General features: G+C 67.9%; 28 protein-coding genes. 21 read left to right on the top strand and 7 right to left on the bottom strand.

Annotated elements, in window-relative coordinates:
• Positions 1-131: 131 nt before the first annotated feature.
• Complete coding sequence (locus ACP7BH_RS08110; protein ID WP_425982218.1) at positions 132-338, bottom strand: helix-turn-helix domain-containing protein; 207 nt, start codon at positions 336-338, stop codon at positions 132-134.
• A 23-nt stretch (positions 339-361) separates the two neighbouring features.
• Positions 362-607: a helix-turn-helix domain-containing protein gene (locus tag ACP7BH_RS08105; RefSeq protein ID WP_425982220.1), complete on the bottom strand. Its 246-nt coding sequence runs from the start codon at positions 605-607 to the stop codon at positions 362-364.
• Between the two features lie 84 nt (positions 608-691).
• Between ACP7BH_RS08105 and ACP7BH_RS08100 the strand changes: the two genes are divergently transcribed.
• Positions 692-1,363 carry an ATPase, T2SS/T4P/T4SS family gene (locus ACP7BH_RS08100; RefSeq protein ID WP_425982223.1) on the top strand — a complete coding sequence of 224 codons (672 nt, stop codon included), beginning with the start codon at positions 692-694 and terminating at the stop codon, positions 1,361-1,363.
• Positions 1,364-1,451: 88 nt separating this feature from the next.
• On the opposite strand, the gene ACP7BH_RS08095 is transcribed toward ACP7BH_RS08100, so the two are convergent.
• Positions 1,452-2,771, bottom strand: a complete 1,320-nt coding sequence (locus ACP7BH_RS08095; protein ID WP_425982225.1) for a HipA domain-containing protein — start codon at positions 2,769-2,771, stop codon at positions 1,452-1,454.
• A complete protein-coding gene (locus ACP7BH_RS08090) occupies positions 2,761-3,342 on the bottom strand; it encodes a helix-turn-helix domain-containing protein (protein ID WP_425982228.1) in 582 nt (193 codons plus the stop codon). Before ACP7BH_RS08090 ends, ACP7BH_RS08095 begins: the two co-directional genes overlap by 11 nt.
• Before the next feature lie 661 nt (positions 3,343-4,003).
• Between ACP7BH_RS08090 and ACP7BH_RS08085 the strand changes: the two genes are divergently transcribed.
• The 17 genes from ACP7BH_RS08085 (at position 4,004) to ACP7BH_RS08005 (ending at position 15,555) form a co-directional block, all read left to right on the top strand.
• A complete protein-coding gene (locus ACP7BH_RS08085; protein ID WP_372691200.1) occupies positions 4,004-4,324 on the top strand; it encodes a TrbC/VirB2 family protein in 321 nt (106 codons plus the stop codon).
• Positions 4,324-4,599, top strand: coding sequence for a VirB3 family type IV secretion system protein (locus ACP7BH_RS08080; RefSeq protein WP_372691199.1), 276 nt, complete (start codon positions 4,324-4,326; stop codon positions 4,597-4,599). The genes ACP7BH_RS08085 and ACP7BH_RS08080 overlap by 1 nt, the downstream gene beginning before the upstream one ends.
• A 7-nt stretch (positions 4,600-4,606) precedes the next feature.
• The gene (gene trbE, locus ACP7BH_RS08075) at positions 4,607-7,030 is read left to right on the top strand and encodes a conjugal transfer protein TrbE (protein ID WP_425982231.1); all 2,424 of its coding nucleotides are present in this window, start codon (positions 4,607-4,609) and stop codon (positions 7,028-7,030) included.
• Entirely contained in the window at positions 6,981-7,727 is a 747-nt protein-coding gene (locus tag ACP7BH_RS08070) for a conjugal transfer protein TrbJ (protein ID WP_372691197.1), read from the top strand. Before trbE ends, ACP7BH_RS08070 begins: the two co-directional genes overlap by 50 nt.
• A gap of 4 nt (positions 7,728-7,731) precedes the next feature.
• Positions 7,732-9,084 (top strand): type IV secretion system protein, encoded by a 1,353-nt coding sequence (locus tag ACP7BH_RS08065; protein ID WP_425982233.1) that lies wholly within the window; start codon positions 7,732-7,734, stop codon positions 9,082-9,084.
• A gap of 91 nt (positions 9,085-9,175) precedes the next feature.
• On the top strand, positions 9,176-9,769 hold the full coding sequence (gene trbF, locus ACP7BH_RS08060; RefSeq protein WP_425982236.1) for a conjugal transfer protein TrbF: 594 nt from the start codon (positions 9,176-9,178) through the stop codon (positions 9,767-9,769).
• On the top strand, positions 9,748-10,626 hold the full coding sequence (locus ACP7BH_RS08055) for a TrbG/VirB9 family P-type conjugative transfer protein (protein ID WP_425982238.1): 879 nt from the start codon (positions 9,748-9,750) through the stop codon (positions 10,624-10,626). The genes trbF and ACP7BH_RS08055 overlap by 22 nt, the downstream gene beginning before the upstream one ends.
• The gene (locus ACP7BH_RS08050) at positions 10,623-11,792 is read left to right on the top strand and encodes a TrbI/VirB10 family protein (RefSeq protein WP_425982241.1); all 1,170 of its coding nucleotides are present in this window, start codon (positions 10,623-10,625) and stop codon (positions 11,790-11,792) included. The genes ACP7BH_RS08055 and ACP7BH_RS08050 overlap by 4 nt, the downstream gene beginning before the upstream one ends.
• Complete coding sequence (locus tag ACP7BH_RS08045; RefSeq protein WP_425982244.1) at positions 11,789-12,298, top strand: S26 family signal peptidase; 510 nt, start codon at positions 11,789-11,791, stop codon at positions 12,296-12,298. Before ACP7BH_RS08050 ends, ACP7BH_RS08045 begins: the two co-directional genes overlap by 4 nt.
• Entirely contained in the window at positions 12,292-12,909 is a 618-nt protein-coding gene (locus tag ACP7BH_RS08040; RefSeq protein ID WP_425982246.1) for a lytic transglycosylase domain-containing protein, read from the top strand. The genes ACP7BH_RS08045 and ACP7BH_RS08040 overlap by 7 nt, the downstream gene beginning before the upstream one ends.
• A gap of 149 nt (positions 12,910-13,058) precedes the next feature.
• On the top strand, positions 13,059-13,322 hold the full coding sequence (locus tag ACP7BH_RS08035; protein ID WP_425982248.1) for a head-tail connector protein: 264 nt from the start codon (positions 13,059-13,061) through the stop codon (positions 13,320-13,322).
• Positions 13,319-13,615 carry a phage head-tail adapter protein gene (locus tag ACP7BH_RS08030; RefSeq protein ID WP_426043336.1) on the top strand — a complete coding sequence of 99 codons (297 nt, stop codon included), beginning with the start codon at positions 13,319-13,321 and terminating at the stop codon, positions 13,613-13,615. Before ACP7BH_RS08035 ends, ACP7BH_RS08030 begins: the two co-directional genes overlap by 4 nt.
• Positions 13,612-14,022: a DUF3168 domain-containing protein gene (locus ACP7BH_RS08025; protein WP_425982252.1), complete on the top strand. Its 411-nt coding sequence runs from the start codon at positions 13,612-13,614 to the stop codon at positions 14,020-14,022. Before ACP7BH_RS08030 ends, ACP7BH_RS08025 begins: the two co-directional genes overlap by 4 nt.
• Positions 14,022-14,432 carry a phage major tail protein, TP901-1 family gene (locus ACP7BH_RS08020; RefSeq protein WP_425982254.1) on the top strand — a complete coding sequence of 137 codons (411 nt, stop codon included), beginning with the start codon at positions 14,022-14,024 and terminating at the stop codon, positions 14,430-14,432. Before ACP7BH_RS08025 ends, ACP7BH_RS08020 begins: the two co-directional genes overlap by 1 nt.
• 154 nt (positions 14,433-14,586) lie before the next feature.
• Positions 14,587-14,868 (top strand): GTA-gp10 family protein, encoded by a 282-nt coding sequence (locus ACP7BH_RS08015; protein ID WP_425982256.1) that lies wholly within the window; start codon positions 14,587-14,589, stop codon positions 14,866-14,868.
• A complete protein-coding gene (locus ACP7BH_RS08010) occupies positions 14,865-15,041 on the top strand; it encodes a phage tail assembly chaperone (RefSeq protein ID WP_425982258.1) in 177 nt (58 codons plus the stop codon). The genes ACP7BH_RS08015 and ACP7BH_RS08010 overlap by 4 nt, the downstream gene beginning before the upstream one ends.
• Complete coding sequence (locus ACP7BH_RS08005) at positions 15,031-15,555, top strand: phage tail tape measure C-terminal domain-containing protein (RefSeq protein WP_425982260.1); 525 nt, start codon at positions 15,031-15,033, stop codon at positions 15,553-15,555. Before ACP7BH_RS08010 ends, ACP7BH_RS08005 begins: the two co-directional genes overlap by 11 nt.
• 52 nt (positions 15,556-15,607) lie before the next feature.
• On the opposite strand, the gene ACP7BH_RS08000 is transcribed toward ACP7BH_RS08005, so the two are convergent.
• Both ACP7BH_RS08000 and ACP7BH_RS07995 read right to left on the bottom strand, forming a co-directional pair.
• Positions 15,608-16,327 carry a DUF805 domain-containing protein gene (locus ACP7BH_RS08000; RefSeq protein ID WP_425982261.1) on the bottom strand — a complete coding sequence of 240 codons (720 nt, stop codon included), beginning with the start codon at positions 16,325-16,327 and terminating at the stop codon, positions 15,608-15,610.
• Between the two features lie 112 nt (positions 16,328-16,439).
• A complete protein-coding gene (locus tag ACP7BH_RS07995; RefSeq protein WP_425982263.1) occupies positions 16,440-17,156 on the bottom strand; it encodes a DUF805 domain-containing protein in 717 nt (238 codons plus the stop codon).
• Here ACP7BH_RS07995 and ACP7BH_RS07990 point away from each other — a divergent pair.
• The 3 genes from ACP7BH_RS07990 to ACP7BH_RS07980 are packed head-to-tail and all read left to right on the top strand — an operon-like array spanning position 17,155 to position 19,094.
• Positions 17,155-17,769: a phage distal tail protein, Rcc01695 family gene (locus tag ACP7BH_RS07990; RefSeq protein ID WP_425982265.1), complete on the top strand. Its 615-nt coding sequence runs from the start codon at positions 17,155-17,157 to the stop codon at positions 17,767-17,769. The two genes, ACP7BH_RS07995 and ACP7BH_RS07990, sit on opposite strands and share 2 nt — an antisense overlap.
• Before the next feature lie 3 nt (positions 17,770-17,772).
• Positions 17,773-18,420, top strand: a complete 648-nt coding sequence (locus ACP7BH_RS07985) for a baseplate hub protein (protein WP_425982268.1) — start codon at positions 17,773-17,775, stop codon at positions 18,418-18,420.
• Positions 18,421-18,428: 8 nt separating this feature from the next.
• The gene (locus tag ACP7BH_RS07980) at positions 18,429-19,094 is read left to right on the top strand and encodes an NlpC/P60 family protein (RefSeq protein ID WP_425982271.1); all 666 of its coding nucleotides are present in this window, start codon (positions 18,429-18,431) and stop codon (positions 19,092-19,094) included.
• Here ACP7BH_RS07980 and ACP7BH_RS07975 read toward each other — a convergent pair.
• Complete coding sequence (locus ACP7BH_RS07975; RefSeq protein WP_425982272.1) at positions 19,009-19,449, bottom strand: hypothetical protein; 441 nt, start codon at positions 19,447-19,449, stop codon at positions 19,009-19,011. The two genes, ACP7BH_RS07980 and ACP7BH_RS07975, sit on opposite strands and share 86 nt — an antisense overlap.
• Positions 19,450-19,470 lie beyond the last annotated feature (21 nt).

Genomic DNA, 19,470 nt, shown 5'->3' with positions numbered 1-19,470 from the left:
CGATCCACGAGCCATGCCGGCCGCGCAGCTGAGCCAACGTCCTGTTTTCGGCGGATGGCCAATGTCCGCTGCTGGCGCATATGTGACATTACCGACCCGCTGTGCTTGGCGAGGGTGCGCCGTTCAGCTTGTCATTGCCGAAGTAGATCAGCGGGCGCCACATTCAGCGCCTCTGCGATTCTACCGAGTGCCCGCACGCTGGGATTTCGCGTGCCCCGTTCAATATCGCTCAGATAGCTTCGTTTCATGCCTGCTCTGAACGCTAACTCTTCCTGCGAGAGAGCCGCCGAAGTTCGGAGTCTCCGTAAGTTCGTTGCAAAAAGTGCCACTGCGTCCATGAACGCAATGGACCGAAGCTTAACTAGGTTTGCTGCCCACCAGGCGTGTCATTGGTAGGGTCTGAAGTTCTGACTAGAGCGCACAGATCAACTGAGAGCGCCTCGGCCAGGCGACCCAACGCCTTCAGAGATGGATTTCTGAGTCCGCGTTCCAAGTCACTAACGTAGCTCCTCTTCATTTCAGCTCGGAATCCCAACTCCTCCTGAGAGAGGTCCTGAGACTTTCTAATCCTGCGCACATTGCGCCCCAGCACGACAGAATAATCCATCGCCGCTAAAGATCGTGAGGTCAGCCTTTTCGCTGTCCCCTAAACGTGTCATTTATACGTGACCGACGCGATGTGGGTACGGCCGTGAGTGATCAGGTAAGCACCGAGGAAGCCGCTAGGGCGATCAGGAACCTCGCCGATCTGTATGAGCGCTATGCGCCATGGCTCGCGCGCCGCTTGAGAAGGGCAGGCGCCACCTGCGTCGAAGATTTAGTTCAAGAGACCTATCTACGGATTGCCACTTACTCCACGCTTGGGAGGAGTGTGGCCTACCCAAAAGCGATGCTCCTAACTGTAGCTACCAATCTCTCGAAAGATTGGGCGAAGAAGCGCTACAAAAGGCAAATATCCGAAGCGAGAAGAGACTCAAGCTGCGTAAACGGACATCACGTCGCGGACGCGGAGCACTCGATTCTCATCAAGCAAATCATCCTGGGGTTGCCAGAGCCGCTGCGGGATCGGATCGTCGTCGGCGAGATGCGAGACGGCGCGGCCGCGCTCGAAACCTTGAAGAGCTGGAATACCGGACACCCCGGCGGTCTCTCTACCTTACATGCCAACTCGGCCGAAGATGTGCTTCGGCGTCTCGAGGACCTGATCGGTGAGGTGATGGTCGCCTCTCCGCGTCGTCTAATCGCACGTACGGTCGATCGCCTTGTCCACGTGAGACGAACAGCTGACGGGCGGCGCATCGACGCGGTTCTGGCGGTCGACCGCGACGACCGGGACGGCGTCCGGCTGCGGCCCCTGGCCTAGGCGCGCCGTTGGGCTCGCGCTCCAGCACCTGACGACGTCGCGGAAGCGGCCTACGGGGATCGAAGACCGATTCGAGCCGATCGGGCGACTACGTTCCTTCGATGGGATAATAGTCCCGCGGCTCGATTTTGACGTCCAGCTGCAAGCGTTCCGCCAGCTCTTCCATTTCTCTGCCGAGGACATCATTGAAGGGTTTGAGGCCGGACGACCGCAAGCGTGGAGAGGCAGCTTCGAGGGACTCGATGATTGGTCGGATCTCGTCTTGCAACAGACGGTCGAGATGTTCCGGAGGCGCCCCGAGCGTCTCGAAGAAGTCGATCAAATCCTCGCCCGTGATGTCGTCGAAGGTTTTGGCCGCCCCGATCTGGAAGGCGAGCTCGTGGGTGTACTCCTTACTGAGTCGGATCGGCAGCAGGTCATAAAGCGGCGCGAACCGCGGGGCGCCAGGCCCGTCGTAGAGCACGGCGTGATTCTTCGCGTGATTGTCGGTATTGCCGATACACAGATTGAAGACGGTGGCGCGGAGGAACGCGAGCCGCGCCGCCTGAGGGTCTCTCGTCCGGTCCAGGACAGTGAGGGCGGCTTCGATGTCGAAGCAACGGCCGGGCTTTCCGCGGCGTTGGTATTTGAGTTCTGACGGCAGGCCCAGCGCCTGGGCGAAGTCCTCCTGATGAATTCTTGTCACGACGCCGTTGCGGACTTGGCGGTCAAATCGCGCGATCAGAAGCGCATCGACCTCGCCGATCTTGATGGCTGTCGGTATCGAGACGTCGAGCCCAGCGGCCGAAGCCAGGATAGCGGCGGCTTCCTCGTTTCGGGTGTCACGGGCGTCGCGTCGTCCGGGCACCTTCAAAATATGGGTCGTAGGCACGCGAGTTCCCTCGCGAGGCAGCGCGAATGCGCCGCCAGGAAGCACAGTCAGCGCGATCTTGCTCTGAACGCCAGCAACAGGAGACGGATCCGCGACCTCTCCGGGAAGGCGGCGCTCGTCGCGCAGGGATTTGGCGATGCGTAAAAGGGCGCGATCTTCAAGCGGCTCGTAATCCTCAGTCAGGACTCCGGGACTTTTGATGGGCGCGGCACCAGTCGGCACACAAGAGACGCTGCCGGCGCAGTCCGCGCCCAGATGTTTGAGAAGGCCGACCACGTCGTCTCGCGCCAAGCCTTCACGCTCCATCACCCGCTGGAGTTGGGCATTCTCCGGCAGCAGATTGGCGAAGAAGGCGCGAGTTTCGATGTCGCCGAAGGCTTCCATGTCGACAGGAAGCGATAGCGAAAGAGACGGTCCCCCGGCGCTGGCGTAGTCCGCATTGTAAAGAAAGGCGGTGTCGCCATGTGACGTTCGAGCCAGTCGGCCGGCGGGACGGGGAAATCCGTCCATCCACACATCCAGGACTTCATCCGCCATCGTTCATCTCGGCAGTCAGTACTATCCGAAGGGCTTGGCAGACGGCGAGCGCCTTGCCGAGTTCCGCCGTGGTTTTCCCTGCCTCAAGATCGCTGACGAAACGGCGGCCAACATGCGCCCTCGCCGCAAGCTCCTGCTGACTAAGCCGCAAAATCTGTCGGCGAATCCGAACGACTTCGCCCAGCGCGGCGACGTCACTGATCCGAGCTGCAGCAAGCTTGGGTAGCGAGGGATCAGCAAGTCCGCTGGCGGGCGATTCGGCTGCGTTGATCGTAAGCGCCGGCTGGACCTGCAAAAGGCGGAGCGCAGCCGTAGAGGGCTTTGATCGCTCTGAGGGCGACGGCTTCTCGCCAGCGCGGGGCGCTAGGACGCTTCTGCCGCGTGATCCGGTCAGCAAATAGGGGGCGCTAGGGGTGTCTTGTGGACCGGCGAGCGCTCTGAGGGCGTTTAAGGTGGACGAGTATTTGACCAGACGACTCTTGCCCGTACCCTTCTCAGGCTTGAGCGCTGTTCCGTAGTGCATCCCCGCGATCGAGCGCGGCGGCGTTTTCACGGGGGGGGACTTGCTCATGACTCAACGCTCCGGATCAGTCTTATCGACGATTGTGTGCTAGACTGCAACCTCTTTGTTCCTGTACGGGATCATATTGTGCTCGCTGCGGAGGCAGGAGCGGTTTTGGCTTCGTTCTTAATGCCCCCATGAGCCAAGCCAATCGCCGTCTGCGCGCCCTTTATTCGGAGGGGCCCCAGCCGCAGTCCGTTGCTGTCGAGCTGTGCGTCTATCGGCGCCAACTACAATCCTGCTGTCGTGGCGCCGGCGACCCCGAGGATGACAGAAGCCGGGATTGCACGCATGAAGCCGGGGACGGGCGCACTGAACTTAAAGGCGAGCCCATCCCGTTGATGTGGTTACATCCTGTCGAACCGGAATCCCCAGGTTTTCCCAAGTCCCCGCTCCTCGCCTGATAGAAATCGCAACGTGTTGTCGGCGCAGGCGATCGGCTCTTTTTGAAGCCCCGCCAGGCTCTCGCAACTTACGGTGACTTGGCAGGCCAAAATCCTCTTGCCGTTGAACGCTTTCAAGTCTGGGGGCAGAGACTTCGGACGACTTGCAGCTAACTCTTGTGCAAGTCGTTGAAAAACATCAGAAAAAATGTTTGACCTCTGTGGATAAGTCTGTTTGCAATGAGGTGGGACGGGGTGAAAAGCCCTGACATTTCAGGAAGCAGACGATGCGTGGACATCTTTCACGCCGCCTCGGCGGCGCAGCGATAACCTGTGCCTTGCTGGCGGCGGGACCGGCCTTCGCCGGCGGATCCGGCATGCCTTGGGAAGGCCCCCTCCAGCAGGTGGTCCAGTCGATCACGGGACCTGTGGTCCAGGCCGCCGCAGTCGTGGCCGTGGTCGTTTTCGGGGCCGGGGTCGCCATGAGTGAAAACGGGTCGTCGATGAGACGCGGCCTGGGCATCATGTTCGGCCTTTGCATCGCCTTCGCCGCCTCCACCTTCTTCCTCGACTTCTTCGGCTTCGCCGGCGGGATGGAGATCGCGTGATGGCGGCCGCCGGCGATCCCCGACCTGAAGGCTGGGACCTTCCCGTGGCCCAGGCGCTCGCGGCGCCGGTGCTGATGGCGGGCATGCCCCGCGAATACGCCATCGCCATGGGGACTATCGCCCTGGTCTTGGGCCTGGCCCTGCGCATCTGGTGGCTGGGTCTCCTGTGGTGGGCGGCCGCCCACGCGATCGGACTGTGGGCCGCCCGGTCCGATCCTCGCTTCTTCGACGTGCTGAGGCGACATCTCGCCCTGCCCGGTCACTTGGACGCGTGAGGGCGGGATGCGGTTTCTAGACGACCATCAACGGCGTCCCGCCAGTCTGGCGGACCATCTGCCCTGGGCGGCGATGATCGCGCCGGGCGTGGTTCTCAACAAGGACGGTTCCTTCACCTGCGGCTTTCGCTTCCGCGGTCCGGATCTCGACTCCTCGACGGAGGAGGAGCTGATGGCGGTGCGGGCGCGACTGAACAATGCGCTGCGTCGTCTGGGAACGGGATGGTGCCTCCATGTCGAAGCGCGCCGCAGACCCGCGGCCGCCTATCCCGAGAGCGACTTCGACCTCGATGTCGCCTGGCTGATCGACGCCGAACGACGCAACCGCTTCGACGAGGCCGATCCCGCCTTCGAGACCGACTACCGCCTCGCCCTGACCTGGCTTCCGCCGGTCGATAACAGCCGGCGAATGGAACGGTGGCTGTTCGATGGGCTCGCGGCGCGCTCCGGCGACTGGCGACTGGCGCTCGAACAGTTTCGTCGCGAAGCCGCCGCCACCTTCGACCTTCTGACGGATGCGTTCGACGAGATCGAACGGCTGGATGACGCCGCCCTGTTGTCGTGGCTTCATGACGGCGTGTCGGATCGAACGCTCACCCTGACGCCGACCGATCCGCCCATGTTCCTCGATGCCTGGCTGGCGGATACGCCCCTGACGGGCGGGGTGGCGCCCCGCTTAGGCGACCTCTGGCTCAAGGTGGTCTCCGTCCGCAGCCTGCCGTCGATGACCCGGCCGGGCCTCCTGGATGCGCTGGGCGCGCTGCCCTTCGCCTATCGCTGGACCGCCCGCTGGATCGCGCTCGACAAATCGGCCGCAGAGTTGGAGATCGTCAAGCTGCGCAAGCGCTGGTTTGCGAAACGCAAAGGCGTGGGCGTCCTGCTGCGCGAGGCCATCACCAAGGAGGAGACGCCCCTTCTCGATACCGACTCGGTGTCTAAGACCGAGGAATGCGACGGCGCCTTGGCGGCCCTTGGGTCCGACGCCTGCGCCTATGGGTATCTGACCGTGACGGTCACCGTCCTCGACGACACCGAAGCGGGGGCGGCGAACAAGGCCAGGGCGGTGGAGGCGGCCCTGAACGCTCAGGGCCTGGTGGCGCGGATCGAGGATCTCAACGCCGTGGAGGCGTGGCTGGGCTCACAGCCGGGCGAACCCTATGCCGATGTGCGTCGACCTCTGGTTTCGACGCTGAACCTGGCGGACCTCCTGCCCGTTTCCGCCGTCTGGGCCGGTCCGCTGGACGACACCGCGCTGGCGGGGCCTCCGCTGGCGACGGCGCGAACCACGGGCTCCACCCCCTTCCGGCTCGTTCTCCATGTCGGGGATGTCGGTCACGCCATGATCGTCGGCCCCACCGGGGCCGGAAAAAGCGCCTTGCTGGCCTTTCTGGCGCTGCAGTGGTTTCGCTACCCGAACGCCAGGGTGGTCTTCTTCGACAAGGGTCGGTCCGCACGGGCGGCGACGCTCGCCGCGGGCGGATGCTGGCGCGCCCTGGAGCCGGGCGGTGCGGTGTCCCTGCAGCCGCTGGCCGCCATCGACGACCCGGCCGAACGCGCCTGGGCGGCGGAATGGCTCGGGGAGGCGATCCGGTTCGCCGGCCTGGAGCCCGTGCCGGAACTGCGCGAGGAAATCTGGTCGGCTCTGAACGCCCTTGGCGAGGCGCCGCGCGATCAGCGCACCCTCACGGTCTTCTGCGCCCTGGTGCAGCACCGCGCCATCGTCGCCGCGCTGGAGCCGCTGACCCTGAAGGGACCCCACGGCAGTCTGCTCGACGGCGCCGACAGCGGTCTCCGCGTCAGCCCGTTCGACACGTTCGAACTCGAAACCCTGATGGCGACGCCATCAGTCACGGCTCCCGTCCTGTCCGCCCTGTTCCACCAGCTTGAGGCCGGATTCGACGGGCGGCCGACCCTGCTGGTTCTGGACGAGGCCTGGCTGTTCCTGGGGCAGGGGGCCTTCGCCGCCAAAATTCGGGAGTGGTTGAAGACCCTGCGCAAGAAACGCGTGGCGGTCGTGTTCGCCACCCAGAGTCTGGACGACGTCGCGGCGTCCTCCATCGCCGCCACCCTCATCGAAAGCTGCCCCACCCAGGTCTTCCTGCCCAATCCCCGGGCGCTCGAGCCCGCCTCGGCCGCGCTCTACCGCGCCTTCGGCCTGACCCGGCGGCAGCTCGAGCTGATCGCCTTCGCCCCGCCCAAGCGCGCCTATTACTGGCGTCAGCCCAAGGGGCGGCGCCTGTTCGATCTGCGCCTGACGGGCGTGGCCCTGGCCCTCTGCGGCGCGGGCTCTCCCGAGGACCAGCGACTGATCGACACGGTCCTGGACACGGTCGGCCCGTCCGGTTTCGCGCGGGGGTTTCTCAACGCCAAAGGAGTGCGCAATGTCGACGCCGTTCTCGACGCCTACGCCCGACCGCTCGCCGCGGACTAGGCGCCTGATCCTCACCGCAGCCGTGGCGACCCTGGCCACCGTCTTCTGCGGACGGCCGGTCGCCGCCCAGATGGTGGTCTATGACCCGCGCAACCATCTTGAAAACGCGCTTCATGCGGCCCGCCAGCTTGAAAGTCTCGCCAACGAGGCGCGCAGCCTGGCGGCGTCGCCTTACAGCCACCTGACCCAGAACAGTCAGACGCTCCAGGACATGGCGGCCTTGGCGCGCAGCGCCCAAGGCCTGGCCACGACGGTCTCGGGCCTCGAGCGTCAGTTCGACAGCCTCTACCCCGACGATCCGTCCGCCTCCGGCGTCTTGGATCTGATCGCGCAGGGACAGGCGCGAAGCGACGCCGCCCGGCGCACGGCCGGCGATCTGGCGCGTCACGCCGCCGAGCTGGAGCGGCTGGGCGACGGCCGATCGACCCGTCTGAGCGGCGCCCTGTCCGCCAGCCAGTCGGCCCAAGGTCAGACGGCGGCGGTGCAGTCCTCCAACCAGATCCTTGCGGTGCTGGCGGAGGATCTGGCTGCGCTTCGAGGCATCATGTTGGCCCAGTCCCGGCTGATGGCGGAACAGGCGGTTCGGGCGGAGGCCGATCGCGCGGCCGGCGATGCCGCGCGACGCCAGGCGTGGGGCGGACCCACCGCTGTCCCGGCGCCGCCCCGGTTCGATCCTCTGGCTCGCGCGCGGGACTGATCCGATGGCCGTCGGCATGGACACGCCCAACGAACTGATGGTGGTGTTCTCGAACACCGTCTCGGCCGGGTTCGCCGCCCTGGAAGGATCGGTCGCGGGCGTCTTCGGCCTGATGATCGGTCTGGTCGTGGCCCTGACCGGCATCCAGTGGGCGCTGTCTCCCAACCGCGACGTCTTGGCGGCAGGCTTCGGCAAGGTGCTTCTCGTCGGCGCCTTCGCCTGGCTGATCAACGACTGGCAGCAGTTGGCGGAGACGCTCTACGCCGGATTCATCGAACTGGGCCTGACGGCGGGCGGGGGGGCCCTGTCCCGCGATGACTTCCTCAATCCCGGTGCCGTGCTCGCGCAGGGCTGGGCGATCGTCAAGGCGATCGGGGAGACGCCGAGGGCGGTGGACAATCCCCTCGATGTCGTCGGCAATCTGGCTGACGCCCTGATCCTGAGCGTGGCCATGATCGGCGTCATGCTGGCCTTCGCCGTGCTGGCGCTCCAGATCATCGTCGCGCTTTTGGAGTTCAAGATCGTCACGCTGGGCGGCTTCGTCCTTCTGCCGTTCGGGATTTGGAGCCGCACCGCCTTCCTCGCCGAGCGGCCGCTTGGGTACGTCGTCTCGTCCGGCCTCAAGGTCCTGGCCCTGGCGATCGTCGTGTCGGGCGCAAGGACCGTCTTCGATCAGCTTCAGCCCTCGACCCAGCCCGACATCTACGAGGCGCTCAGCCTCCTGGTGGCGGCCATTCTTCTGGCCATGCTGGCGATCTTCATCCCAAACCTTGCGTCCGCTCTCGTTACCGGCGGACCTGCGCTCGGCGCCGGGGCGGCCATGACCGGCGGTCTCGCCGTCGGGGGCGCCGGGCTCGTCGCCGCCGCAGGTCTCGCCGGGTTGGGAGCCGCAGCAAGCGGGGGCGCCGGGCGTATCGCCGGGTCCTCCCAGGCGGCTGCAGGGGCGGGTGCGAACCGGTCGGCAAGCCCGCCCGCAGCGCCGCCACGGGGCGGCGGTCCATCCGGACGTCCGTCCTTTGGGTCGGGGAAGCCGGGACCCGTCGACGGCGCTGCGCCGCGTGGGGGGACGCGCACGGATGCGAAGGGTCCAGACAAGGCGGCGACGTCGAGCGAGGGCGCCGATCCCTCCGCTGGCGCTCAGCGGCCGCAGCCCCGCCGCGACCGCGAAGCGGCGGCGGCGAACACCGCCTTCCACAAGGCGGCCGCCGCAGAGGGCGAGGGGGGGCGAGCCCCTTCACAGACCCGGCGCGGCCGCGCCCTTCAAGCCTTCTTCGTCGCCAACGCCGGTCGCAGCCTGATGCCGTCCAGCGAAACGAGCGGCGTCCTCTCCCCCCGTCTGAACACCGAGGAGACGTGAGATGCATCCCTTCTTTCGATCACGGCGGCCTTTGACCTCCGCGCCGGACTCCACGCCCTATCAACGGGCGGGCCAGGTGTGGGACGATCGAATGGGCCTGTCCCTGGCCCACGCCCGGAACTGGCGCCGGTTTGCGGCGGCCAACCTCGCCCTGGCTGGGTTTCTCGGCGCGGGCTGGTGGGTCCAGGCCGATCGGGCCGTCGTCAGACCCTATGTGGTCGAGGTCTCGGACTGGGGCGAGACCCAGCGGATCACCGCCGTCGGCGGACGCTACGAGCCCACCGACGCCCAGATCGGCTACGCCCTCTCCGGATGGATTCGCGATGTCCGGTCCAAGAGCATTGATCCGATCGTGCTGCGACAGAACTGGCTGCGCGCCTACGATCTGCTGACGCCCAAGGCCGCCGGCTTTCTCAATGGCTGGGCTCAGGCGCACGACCCGTTCGCGGACGTGGGACGCGAGGCGGTCAATGTGCAGGTGCTGAACGTGGTGCGTCGGTCCGGACGCACGTTCGATCTGCAGTGGCGTGAAACCCGCTTCGTCAACGGCCAGCCGGCGGGCAGCGCCCGCTGGCGCGCCCTGATCACGACCACCCTCCAGCCGCCCCGCACCGAGGCGGAGCTGATGAAGAATCCCTTGGGCCTGAAAATCGAGGATGTGTCATGGACACCCGACGCGTCGTAATCGCGACCGCCGCTGCAGCGAGCATGATCGGGGCGCCGACCGCCCTGGCGTCCCCCGCGGGCAACCCTGCCGAGCCGCGACCCTACCTGTCCGTGTCCGCCGAGACGCCGCGACTCGGGCGACGCGCCATCGCCGAGGCCAATCAGGAGGCGCGCACCGCCTCGCGCTCCGACCGTTTTGAAGGCGGAGTGCAGGTGTTCGGCTGGGCGCCGGGACGTATCTATGAGGTCTGGACCGCGCCGCTGAGGGTGACGTCGCTCACCCTGGCGCCGGGCGAGGCGCTTCTGTCCAAGGCCGCCGGCGATACGGTGCGCTGGCAATTGGGGGAGGTGCGTTCCGGCGGCGCGGCCGACGGGCGGGTGCACGTTCTCATCAAACCCCTGCAACGCGGTCTCGAGACCAATCTCATGCTGATGACCGATCAGCGAGTGTATCTGATCGCCCTGCGCAGCGGACCCGTCGAGACCTTCAATCCGGCGGTCGCCTGGGATGTCCCCCATGTCGAGCCTGCGCTCGAGCCCCCGGCGGAGGCGCCGGCCGTACAGGGCCCGGTCACGCCGTCAGGACCGCTGAACGCGCGCTACCGAATCGAGCCTGTGGGACGTCGACCCGCGTGGACGCCGACGGCCGTCTTCGATGACGGCCGCCGCACCTTCATCGCCTTCGCGCCGGACCTGGCCCTTTCCGAAGCGCCGGCCCTGTTCGGCCTGGGATCGAGCGGTGACGCGCAGTTTCTCAACTATCGCCAGGCCGAAGGCGTGTTCATCGTCGACCGGCTTCTGGATCAGGCCGAGCTTCGCCTGGGCGACCGACGGCCTCAGGTGGTGCGGATTCGACGGCTGGGCGCGCGGCCATGACCCTGCCCCCACCGCAGAACGCCTCCGCTTCCGTCAAGGCGCCGGCGCCCGGTCTGAACGGTCGCGCGCCGCGACCTCCGGTCGTGCGCCTGCGTCGGTCCGTGGTTCAGATCGTGGTCGGCGCCGGCTGCATCCTGCTGGCCGGCTCCCTCGCCTGGGCCTTCGTCATCCAGCCGGAACTGCGCGACGCGGCCCGGTCCCGGGCTGTCCAGGAGCGGGACGATCCCCATCAGGGCGCCGTCAGGCCCGCCGATGTCGTGGTGGAACAGCCCGCCACCTATGATCGGTTGCCGGAGCCTCGCGGAGCCGGGGAACGGCCCGAGGCCGAGGCCGACCCGCCGGGGCCGACCCTCCCGGCGAGACCCGCCTATGCAAACGCGGCGCGCCCAGGGGCGATTTCGGGCGGCGGCCCCGATCCCCGCCAGCTGGCGGTCCGGTCTGCGATCGTCTTCGAGGATGGCGCCCGTCGAACCGATACGGCGCAACCGGCGCCGGTCGCGCTCCGATCTTCCGGAGGCTCTGTGCGCCATCCGCCCGGCGCGACGTCGGAAGGAGAGGCGGTCTACAACCGCCACGTCCTCACCGCGCCGCGTTCGCCTTATGAGATCAAGGCGGGCGCCCTGATCCCCGCCGTTCTGCTCACCGCCGTGGACACGAGCCGGCCGGGCCCGGTCATCGCGACGGTGACGCAGAATATCTATGACACCGTGACGGGGCGTCATCTCCTGCTGCCTCAGGGGACGCGTCTGATCGGGCGTCATGAAGGCGACAGCGCCTATGGCGACCGCCGCGCCTTCCTCAGCTGGGAGCGGTTGCTCCTGCCGAACGGCAAGAGCCTGGTGCTCGACGCCGAACCCGGGGTCGACGCCCAGGGCGCGACGGGGGTCGCGGGGCGGGTCGATCGGCGTCTCGGCGCCCTGGCGATCTCGACTCTTTTCGCCGGCGCCGTCACCACCCTCGGTCAGGCGGCGCGGGATGAAAGCGGGCGGGGCGGCGGGTCCTTCCTGGGCGATGCCGGCGACGCCGCCGCGATCGAAGGCGCGCGTGTCGGCGGCCGCTTGATCGATCGGGAGCTCGACGTCCGTCCGGCGATCCGCGTCAGGGCCGGCGGCGCGGCGCGGGTGCTGATCACCCGCGATCTTATATTGGAGCCTTATGCGCCATGATGCAGATTCTGACCTTGAAAGGCTGGGGCGTTCTGGCGGGGACGGGCGCCCTCGCCGGGCTGCTCGCCTGCGCCGCCGCCGTTTGCCCGGACGTCGCCCTTGTCAATGAAAGCGCGAGCCTGCCGCGCGGCCTCTACGTGCGGCAGCCCGGCGCCCGCCTCGAACGGGGCGCCGTCACGGCTGTGGAACAGCCACAGGCGGCGCGGGCCTATCTGGCCGAACTGGGCGCGCCCCCGGACATGTTGCTCATCAAACGGGTCGCGGCGCAGGGTGGTGATCGGGTTTGCCGGGATCGCGACTGGATCCGCCTGCCGGCGCAGGTGGCGGCGGTGGCGCTGAACGACCGGCGGGGCGCGACTCTGCCGGTCTGGTCAGCGTGCCGGCGCCTGTCGCCCGAGGAGGTGTTTCTGCTCGGGGACACCGACACGAGCTTCGACAGCCGGTATTTCGGGCCGGTCCGACGCTCGGACCTGCGCGGCGCCTACCGTCTGGTGCTGACATGGTGAGGCGGCGTCTCGACGTCCTAGGCCTTGCGGCGGTTTCGGCGCTGATGTTTGCGCCATGGCCGGTCGGGGCGCAGACGGCGGACTGGCGTGCGGCCGGCGGCGATCTGTTCGGCGACCACACCCCGATCGAGCGCCCTGCGGATCACGGGAACGAGGCGGTTCGCCTGCCCGAACTCGACCCGCCCTTCCGGGAGGCGATGAGGCAGGCGGCGGCGCGGCACAATATCGACCTGAAGCTGCTTCAGGCCCTGGTGCTGACGGAAAGCGGATTTCGACCCGACGCGGTCTCGCCGGCCGGCGCGGCGGGCCTGACCCAACTCATGCCCGGCACAGCCCGCGACCTGGGGGTCGCAGATCGATTCGATCCCACCGAAAATCTTCTGGGCGGCGCGAACTATCTGGCGCAGCAGCTGACCCAATTCCAGGATCTCAGGCTGGCTTTGGCGGCGTATAATTCAGGGCCGGCGCGCGTCGCGCGTCTGGGACGGGTGCCGCGGATTCCGGAGACGGAGCAGTATGTCGCCACCGTGATTGAGTGTTTTCTCGCCTTGACGGCCGGCCGGGACGTCTTTCTCCCGGTGGGAGAGGGAGACCACGCGCGGCGGCGATAGCCGTCGCCCTGGCGTGGTCGGGTGAGGGGTTACGGTGGCGCCCGTCGAACACCGTAACCCCTCACCCTTTCGCACAAGAACGACCGCAAGCGGTCGTGTGCTCAAGCCCTCTCCCGCTGGGAGAGGGGAGGATATTTGGAGATTCCAACATGACAGAACCCGTCAGCCTGGCGGAGGCGAAGCTGTTTCTGAGGGTCGAGCATGAGGCCGAGGACGGGCTGATCCAGACCTTGATCGAGGCGGCGCAGGCGAAGGTCGAGGGGGATGTGGGGTTGAGCCTGACATCGACCTCGCCGGCGCCGTTGCGGCTGGCGATCCTGATGCTTGTGCTGCGGGCCTATGAGCGGGGGGAGGCGGTGGAGATCGAGCCCGTGGAAGGGTGGATCGCGCCGTATCGTGTGGTGCGGTTGTGAGGGTGCTGGCCGGGCTGTTCCAGCCGGTGGAGGCCGAGACGCCTTACGGCGGGCGCAGCGTGACGTTCGAGGCGGTCGGGTCGGCCTGGCTGAAGTGCGGGGCGCGTCGGCGGACCGAACGCGATGAGGGCGATCAGAGGCGGTCAGTCGAGACGATGGGGGCCGAGGCGCGGGCGGATCCCCGGCTGGCGGTCGGACGGGTGCTGCGGTTCGGCGGGGCGGACTGGCGGATTGTCGCAGCGCAGGATGTGCGGCCGGGGCGGGCGAAGTTGGATCTGGAGCGGGTGCGATGAGGGATCACGAGAGCGCGCTGCAGAAGGCGGTGGTCGCGGCGCTGAAGGGGGATGCGGCGGTCGCGGCTCTGCTGGGCGGGCGGGTGTGGGATCAGGCGCCGGATGAGGCCGCGTTTCCGCATCTGGTGATCGGGCGATGCGAGAGCCGGCCGGTGGCGGCGGACGGGGGCGGGGTCGAGCAGAGGCTGACCCTGACGGGCGTGTCGCGGTTCGCGGGATCGGAAGAGGCCAAGGCGGTGGCGGCGGCGGTGCGGGCGTGTCTGCACGAGGCGGTGCTGGAGGCCGACGGCGTGCGGACGGCGACGCTGAGGGCGACGTTCGCGGACGTGTTCCGGGCGGGCGACGGGCGGCGGACCTATGCGGTGGTGCGGCTGAGGGCGGTAACCGAGGAAGTGGGAGAAGGCTGATGACCGCACAGGCGGGCAAGGACATGCTGCTGAAGATCGAGGGCGCGCCGGGCGTGTTCACGACAGTGGCGGGGTTGAGGGCGCGGACGATTTCACTGAACGCCAAGACGGTGGATGCGACCGACGGCGACAGCGCCGGGCGGTGGCGCGAGCTGCTGGCGGGTGCGGGCGTCAAGTCAGCGGCGGTGTCGGGACAGGGCATCTTTCGCGATGCGGCGTCGGATGCGCTGGTGCGCGAGGCCTTCTTCGATCAGGCGGCGAAGCGGTGGCGGCTGATCGTGCCGGACTTCGGCGTGCTGGAGGGGCCGTTCCTGTTGGCGGCGCTGGAATACGCCGGCGAGCACGAGGGGGAGGCGACCTTCGCGCTGAGCCTGGCCAGCGCGGGGGCTATCGGGTTCAGCGCGATATGAACGCGATGAAATCCTCCCCCATCGGGGGAGGGGGACCATGCGGAGCATGGTGGAGGGGGCTGATGCGGATTTGGTGCGAGACATTCGGCGGCGATGGGGCGTCCGGCCCCCTCCACCGCTTCGCGGTCCCCCTCCCCCGATGGGGGAGGATTTGATGATGAACGGGGCGCGGGGCGAGGCGGCGGTGATGCTGGGCGGCGAGCGGCGTCGGGTGTGTCTGACGCTGGGGGCGTTGGCGGAGATCGAGACGGGGCTGGGCGTCGATGGGCTGGCGGCGGTGGCGGAGCGGATGAAGACGCTGTCGGCGAGGGATCTGATGGTGGTGCTGGCGGCGGTGTTGCGCGGGGGCGGGGAGGCGGCGCCGGATGTTGCGGCGGTCGATCCGCGCGAGGCGGCGGTCGCGGTGGCGCAGGCGTTCGCGGCGGCCGCGAAGTGACGCCTTGGGGCGAGATGCTGAGGCTGGCGGCGGCGATGGGCGTGGCGCCGGAGGCCTTCTGGCGGCTGTCGCTGAGGGAATGGCGGATGCTGACGCAGGCCCCGCGCGGCACGGCGCCGATGGGACGCGAGGGGCTGGCGCGATTGATGGAGGGGGGGCCGGATGGCGGATGAGTTCGGGCGGGACGGGATCGATCAGGTCGCGTTGAGAGCAGCGGAGGCCGGGGCGGCGCTGGAGGCGCTCAAGGCGCCGGCGCAGGATGCGGCTGACGCCATTGAGGAGGCGTTCGGGCGTGCGGGCGACAGCCTGACGCGGTCGCTGGCGCGGGCGGCGGCGGATGGTGAGGTGTCGCTGGCCGAACTGGCGCGCGCGGTGCTGAATGCGGTCAATGCGGCTGCCGGATCGCAGGGGGGGCTGAGCGGCGCGATCCAGTCGGCTATGTCCAGTTTCGGCGGGGCGCGGGCGGACGGCGGGCCGGTGCTGGGCGGCGGGGCCTATCTGGTCGGAGAGCGTGGGCCGGAGGTGTTTCGACCGACGAGGGGCGGCGAGATCGGGCCGGTTTCCGGCAGCGGTGGGGTGACGGTCAATGTGGCGGTGGACGGCGGCGCGTCGGCCCTGCTGAGGTCCGAGGCGCAGATCGCCCAGATGCTGGCGCGGGTGGTCAGCCTGGGCGCGCGGCGGATGTAGAAACGCCGCCCCGTCGAGGACGGGGCGGCGCTGAAGTCATTCGCGATGAGGCTTATTCGCCCTTGGGGTTCGGGCCGAAGCGGTTCTCGCCCTTCTGGCTGTCGGCGATGCCGATCCAGACCAGGACAGCGAGCGGCAAGAGGGCGGCCAAGGCGAAGGCGCCGACACCTGGCCCGATCAAAGCCAAGGCGGCCTCGGGGTTGTTCTCATAGTATTCGGCGCTGCCGCCGTTGGCGACCACAGCGGCGCCCATCATCGTGAAGCCGACGATGTGGAGTATCGCACCTCCGACCCACGGAATGGCGACCAGCCAACCGCTCTTGCCGATGTCGTGCAGACGTTTCACCGAAATGGCGACGTTCGGCCAGACCAAGGCCAGCAAGATCAACCCGCCGATGAACGGAATCCAGCCCACGACGATGCTGGCGCCGAAGATGATCAGGAAGCCGATCCAGAAGTGCGAGCGGCGCAGGCGGCCATTGAACGAGAACATGGCGGACTGGAAGTCGAAGCCCGAGCCGGGCGCACCGACGGCGGCTGAGGCGGCCGAAGCGGCGTAACCGCCGGCGACGCCGGTGGTGGTCGCCGCGCCGGCGAGGATCAGGATCTGGGTGGCGACGCCGCCCTCGGGCACGAAGTCCACGCGGACGCCGGCGGCGGGCACGGCCGGCGACTGAAGCGCGGCCGAGGTGAAGTCGTAACGGGCGCCGTCGTCGCCGCTGATCAGGCCGGTGCCGGTCGTGGCGTCGTAGCTGAGAATTTCACCGCGCACGGAGGTCTCCTGGGTTGTCGCCGCCGAGCGGCAGTTTGCGAACTTCGCCGGACGACGTGCGCCTGACAAGATTGAAAGGTCAAGCTTGGCGAACGGTTCCTGAGAATTTCTCTCAAACTCCGATTTGGCCCAGGCCCTCGGGCGGCGCGCCGTGGACATTCACGGCCGGTTGCGAGGGCAGGAGGCTGACGACGAACACGAACAGGCCGCCGACGTAGGGAACGAGGCCGATTAGGATCAGCCAGCCGCTGAGGCCGACATCGTGAAAGCGACGGATAGCGACGGCGACGTAGGGAATGACGAGCGCGAAGTAGATCAAGGCGACGATGCAGATCCAGGCGACGCCCCAGGCCTCCATGTCATAGCCGGTCTCGGCGTCGGCGATGGCCAGGCCGATGATCGGCATGAAGGCGAGCATCAGGATCAGGAACTGGAACAGGGCGAACGACCAGTATTCCTTGCGCCGGGCCCGGCCCATGCCGTCGACGTATCGGTCGGTGATGCAGCGGACGAAATAGCCCCATAGTCCGAGATCGGGCTCGGGCGGATAGAAGGCCGGCGGCAGGGGGCCGTCGCGCAGCACCATCAGGCTGAGGGCGCGGTCGTCCTGAACGACGAAATCGACGCGACGACCGGGTTCGAGACCGGCCGTGGTCGAGGTGAAGGCGTAACGCTGAAGATCGTCGCCGCTGATCAGGCCGTCGCCGGTCAGGGGATCGTAGCTGAGAATTTCGCCTCGCAATGCCGTGGACCTGAAAAGGCGCGGCTTGAGCGCCGCCGCCAAGGTTTGGACCGGGCGGGCGGCTTTGCACAACAGGAGAGTGATCATGGGCGCCTTTCACGAGGTGCGCCTGCCCGCGCGGCTGGCGTTCGGTTCGACGGGCGGGGTGGAGCGTCGGACGGAGATCACGACCCTGGCGTCGGGGTTCGAGCGGCGGTCGACGCCGTGGGCGCTGGGGCGCAGGCGGTATCTGATCGGGGCGAACCTGAGATCGCTGGACGACATGGCCGAGCTGGTCGCCTTCTTCGAGGCGCGGCGGGGGCGGCTGTATGGGTTCCGGTTCAAGGACTTCGCCGACTTCAAGTCGTGCGCGCCGGGCGGGACTGTCTCGACCGGGGATCAGGTGCTGGGCGTCGGCGACGGGGCGCGGACGGCGTTCGATCTGGTGAAGCGATATGGGGACGTGGAGCGGCCGATCGCCAAGCCAGTCGCGGGGTCCGTGCGCGTGGCGGTCGGGGGCGTCGAGACGGCGGGGTTTTCCGTGGATGCGGCGACGGGGATGGTGACGCTGGAGCGCGCGCCGGCGGCGGGCGTCGTGGTGACGGCGGGGTTCGCGTTCGACACGCCCGTGCGGTTCGACAGCGACCGGATCGAGACGACGCTGGAGAGTTTCGAGGCCGGGCGGATGGCGGCCGTGCCGCTGATCGAGGTTCGGGTCTGAACCATGCGGAACATACCGGAAGAAATGGCCGCCCGCATCGAGAGCGGGGCGGCGACGCTTTGTCATGTCTGGCGGCTGGAGCGGGCCGACGGGGCGGTGATGGGGTTCACCGATCATGACCGGGACCTGGTGGTGGACGGCGCAGTCTGTCGGGCGGCGAGCGGCTGGACGGCGGGGGCGGGAGAGAGCGCCGTGGGGCTGGCGGCGGGATCGGTCTCGGCGGCGGGGGCGCTGGATGACGAGGCCATCAGCGAAGCGGATGTGGCGGCGGGGTTGTTCGATGCCGCGAAGGTCGAGCTTTGGCGGGTGGACTGGGCGTGGCCGGACTTGAGGGTGCGGTTGTGGGCGGGGACGCTGGCGCGGATCCGGCGTGAGGGCGGTGGGTTCGTCGCCGAGCTGGAGGGGCCGCTGGCGAAGCTGGAGCGGGTGGTCGGGCGGACCTATGGGCGGATGTGCGATGCGCGGCTTGGGGACGAGAGGTGCGGGGTCGCGGAGACGGCGGGACGGGTCTGCGACAAGCGGTGGGAGACCTGCGTCGAGACGTTCGGGAATGGGGCGAACTTTCGCGGGTTTCCGGATGTGCCGGGGGACGATTTCCTGACGGCGTATCCGGCGGGGAGCGCGCGGAACGACGGCGGGAGCCGGCGGTGAGGGGGACGATGAAGAACTCTCCCTCCCCCTGCGGGGGAGGGTGGTCGCGAAGCGACCGGGTGGGGGCGGCAGGGGGAGCGGGCGTGGGTCGCCTGGCCCTTCCCACCCGGTCTCGCCTCCGGCTCGACCCCCCTCCCCCGCAGGGGGAGGGAGAAGTCTGTGCGGCGGCGGTTGTCGCTTCGGGCCGGTCGTGGCTCGGCACGCCGTATCGGCATCAGGCCAGTGTGAAGGGCGTGGGCGCGGATTGTCTGGGGCTGGTGCGCGGTGTGTGGCGCGAGGTGGCGGGCGAGGAGCCGGAGGCGTTGCCGGCCTATTCGGCGGACTGGGCTGAGGTCGGTGGGCGCGAGACACTGCTGGATGCGGCGGGGCGGTGGTTGAGGCCGGTCGCGGTCGATGAGATGCGGGCGGGAGACGTGCTGCTGTTTCGCATGTCGCCGGGGGCGGCGGTGAAACACTGCGCCATCCTGAGCGACTGCGGCGGGCCGGAGCCGAGGATGATTCACGCCTATTGGGGACGGGCGGTGGTGGAGAGCTGGATGGGGACGTGGTGGCGGCGAAGGCTGGTCGCCGTGTTCCGGTTTCCCGAATTCACCATGGCAGGCCGCCGAGGAAGTCCCGCCTCGGCGTGCAGCGATCTTGACCATGATGCAGGGTTTGCCGCGCGAATGGGGTGATCGGACGGAAGCCCAACTGACTATAGGACCAGTTGTAGAGTGAGTTGTCCGTGCGGTCCGCGATGGAAAGTACGGCGTGGAACTCAAACTTCCAGTCGCAAGGGCCCGCTCCGCCACAGCGCTTGTGCTCACGCGGCCAAGCGAGTTCCCGCAGCTGCGTGACTTGATGAGTTCCGTAATCGTGTGGGTTGGGGACATAGAGGCAGTAGGGCGTCGCGCCCGCTTTCAGACGCGCCTGAGCGTATAGAAACAGGGGCAAAAGCAGAAGCCAGGCGGCGATCAAAGCCGTCAGCCCGCCGAGGAACAGCCACAGGATGTTCCTTTCGAGCCAGGTGCGCCGGGTGGCGTTCGCCATCGTTTCTGCTCCGTTGAGATA

This window comes from Brevundimonas sp. TWP2-1 (assembly GCF_049897645.1).
Taxonomy (GTDB): Bacteria; Pseudomonadota; Alphaproteobacteria; order Caulobacterales; family Caulobacteraceae; genus Brevundimonas.
This window is presented reverse-complemented; position numbering and strand designations above follow the sequence as displayed.

Excerpts from the sequence above, each read along its gene's own strand:
- ACP7BH_RS08110 (WP_425982218.1), bottom strand. The coding sequence starts at position 338 with ATGGACGCAGTGGCACTTTTTGCAACGAACTTACGGAGACTCCGAACT.
- ACP7BH_RS08105 (WP_425982220.1), bottom strand. The coding sequence starts at position 607 with ATGGATTATTCTGTCGTGCTGGGGCGCAATGTGCGCAGGATTAGAAAG.
- ACP7BH_RS08095 (WP_425982225.1), bottom strand. The coding sequence starts at position 2,771 with ATGGCGGATGAAGTCCTGGATGTGTGGATGGACGGATTTCCCCGTCCC.
- ACP7BH_RS08090 (WP_425982228.1), bottom strand. The coding sequence starts at position 3,342 with ATGAGCAAGTCCCCCCCCGTGAAAACGCCGCCGCGCTCGATCGCGGGG.
- ACP7BH_RS08085 (WP_372691200.1), top strand. The coding sequence starts at position 4,004 with ATGCGTGGACATCTTTCACGCCGCCTCGGCGGCGCAGCGATAACCTGT.
- ACP7BH_RS08080 (WP_372691199.1), top strand. The coding sequence starts at position 4,324 with ATGGCGGCCGCCGGCGATCCCCGACCTGAAGGCTGGGACCTTCCCGTG.
- trbE (WP_425982231.1), top strand. The coding sequence starts at position 4,607 with ATGCGGTTTCTAGACGACCATCAACGGCGTCCCGCCAGTCTGGCGGAC.
- ACP7BH_RS08070 (WP_372691197.1), top strand. The coding sequence starts at position 6,981 with ATGTCGACGCCGTTCTCGACGCCTACGCCCGACCGCTCGCCGCGGACT.
- ACP7BH_RS08065 (WP_425982233.1), top strand. The coding sequence starts at position 7,732 with ATGGCCGTCGGCATGGACACGCCCAACGAACTGATGGTGGTGTTCTCG.
- trbF (WP_425982236.1), top strand. The coding sequence starts at position 9,176 with ATGGGCCTGTCCCTGGCCCACGCCCGGAACTGGCGCCGGTTTGCGGCG.
- ACP7BH_RS08055 (WP_425982238.1), top strand. The coding sequence starts at position 9,748 with ATGGACACCCGACGCGTCGTAATCGCGACCGCCGCTGCAGCGAGCATG.
- ACP7BH_RS08050 (WP_425982241.1), top strand. The coding sequence starts at position 10,623 with ATGACCCTGCCCCCACCGCAGAACGCCTCCGCTTCCGTCAAGGCGCCG.
- ACP7BH_RS08045 (WP_425982244.1), top strand. The coding sequence starts at position 11,789 with ATGATGCAGATTCTGACCTTGAAAGGCTGGGGCGTTCTGGCGGGGACG.
- ACP7BH_RS08040 (WP_425982246.1), top strand. The coding sequence starts at position 12,292 with ATGGTGAGGCGGCGTCTCGACGTCCTAGGCCTTGCGGCGGTTTCGGCG.
- ACP7BH_RS08035 (WP_425982248.1), top strand. The coding sequence starts at position 13,059 with ATGACAGAACCCGTCAGCCTGGCGGAGGCGAAGCTGTTTCTGAGGGTC.
- ACP7BH_RS08025 (WP_425982252.1), top strand. The coding sequence starts at position 13,612 with ATGAGGGATCACGAGAGCGCGCTGCAGAAGGCGGTGGTCGCGGCGCTG.
- ACP7BH_RS08020 (WP_425982254.1), top strand. The coding sequence starts at position 14,022 with ATGACCGCACAGGCGGGCAAGGACATGCTGCTGAAGATCGAGGGCGCG.
- ACP7BH_RS08015 (WP_425982256.1), top strand. The coding sequence starts at position 14,587 with ATGATGAACGGGGCGCGGGGCGAGGCGGCGGTGATGCTGGGCGGCGAG.
- ACP7BH_RS08005 (WP_425982260.1), top strand. The coding sequence starts at position 15,031 with ATGGCGGATGAGTTCGGGCGGGACGGGATCGATCAGGTCGCGTTGAGA.
- ACP7BH_RS07990 (WP_425982265.1), top strand. The coding sequence starts at position 17,155 with ATGGGCGCCTTTCACGAGGTGCGCCTGCCCGCGCGGCTGGCGTTCGGT.
- ACP7BH_RS07995 (WP_425982263.1), bottom strand. The coding sequence starts at position 17,156 with ATGATCACTCTCCTGTTGTGCAAAGCCGCCCGCCCGGTCCAAACCTTG.
- ACP7BH_RS07985 (WP_425982268.1), top strand. The coding sequence starts at position 17,773 with ATGCGGAACATACCGGAAGAAATGGCCGCCCGCATCGAGAGCGGGGCG.
- ACP7BH_RS07980 (WP_425982271.1), top strand. The coding sequence starts at position 18,429 with ATGAAGAACTCTCCCTCCCCCTGCGGGGGAGGGTGGTCGCGAAGCGAC.
- ACP7BH_RS07975 (WP_425982272.1), bottom strand. The coding sequence starts at position 19,449 with ATGGCGAACGCCACCCGGCGCACCTGGCTCGAAAGGAACATCCTGTGG.